The sequence below is a fragment of the Streptomyces sp. MAI_2237 genome (assembly GCF_054189285.1).
In genome coordinates, this window is the sequence record NZ_JAJPGQ010000006.1 from 1 (window position 1) to 1,152 (window position 1,152).

Sequence of the window (1,152 nt, forward strand, 5' to 3'; positions counted from 1 at the left end):
CGGGGCGGGAGTCTTGACTGGTCACGGTGCGCCTTTCGGAGCGGAGCGGGTCACAGGCCTGATCCAGCCGAGGGCCAGGGCGAGGACGCCCAGCGCGGCGCCGGCGGCCCGAGACGCCCCAGGACGACGAGTTCGGGCGGGGAGAAGAGGCGTCTGCCCTGTTCCCGGCGGGCCTTGACGAACAGGGCGGTGGCCGGGGCGTAGATGATGAAGGACACGAGGACGGTACTTCAGGCCGGCGGCGTAGAGGAGGAACGCGGTGTAGACCGTCGCCGAGGACGGCCACCACCAGCCGGCCCCGGCGTCCGCCGCGGGCGATCCGGACGGCGAAGGCGGCCGCCAGCAGGAACGGGATGAGGGTCAGCGCACTGGTCAGGTCGAGCGCGAAGTTGAAGGCCGTCGTCGGAGAACAGCGTGACGACGAGGACGATCTGGCTGAGCACCGTGGTCATCACCAGGGCGGGCGACGGGCACATCGGCCGGCGTGGCGCGCCTTCAGAAAGCGCGGCCATGTCGTCGTCCTTCGTCAGCGTCGGACTGATCGTGTCGGTGCTGGGCGCCTATCTCGCCTGGACGTTGATGGCCGCCGAGGTGCTGTTCGTCGCCCGCGAAGGACGACGACATGCCGCGCTTTCTGAAGCGCGCCACGCCGGCCGATGTGCCCGTCCCCGCCCTGGTGATGACCACGGTGCTCAGCCAGATCGTCCTCGTCGTCACGCTGTTCTCCGACGACGCCTTCAACTTCGCGCTCGACCTGACCAGTGCGCTGACCCTCATCCCGTTCCTGCTGGCGGGCCGCCTTCGCCGTCCGGATCGCCCGCGGCGGACGCCGGGGCCGGCTGGTGGTGGCCGTCCTCGCGACGGTCTACACCGCGTTCCTCCTCTACGCCGCCGGCCTGAAGTACCTCCTCGTGTCCTTCATCATCTACGCCCCGGCCACCGCCCTGTTCGTCAAGGCCCGCCGGCGAACAGGGCAGACGCCTCTTCTCCCCGCCCCGAACTCGTCGTCCTGGGCGTCTCGGCCGCCGGCGCCGCGCTGGGCGTCCTCGCCCTGGCCCTCGGCTGGATCAGCCTGTGACCCGCTCCGCTCCGAAAGGCGCACCGTGACCAGTCAAGACTCCCGCCCCGCGTACGGCGTCCACTCCGAGGTCG

Annotated in this window: 2 protein-coding genes; one reads left to right on the forward strand and one right to left on the reverse strand. The window is 70.8% G+C overall.

The features are described from left to right. Positions 1-50: 50 nt before the first annotated feature. Complete coding sequence (locus tag LN251_RS35180; RefSeq protein WP_458248241.1) at positions 51-218, reverse strand: hypothetical protein; 168 nt, start codon at positions 216-218, stop codon at positions 51-53. A 404-nt stretch (positions 219-622) separates the two neighbouring features. Between LN251_RS35180 and LN251_RS35185 the strand changes: the two genes are divergently transcribed. Then, positions 623-1,078: an amino acid permease gene (locus tag LN251_RS35185; RefSeq protein WP_458248242.1), complete on the forward strand. Its 456-nt coding sequence runs from the start codon at positions 623-625 to the stop codon at positions 1,076-1,078. Positions 1,079-1,152 lie beyond the last annotated feature (74 nt).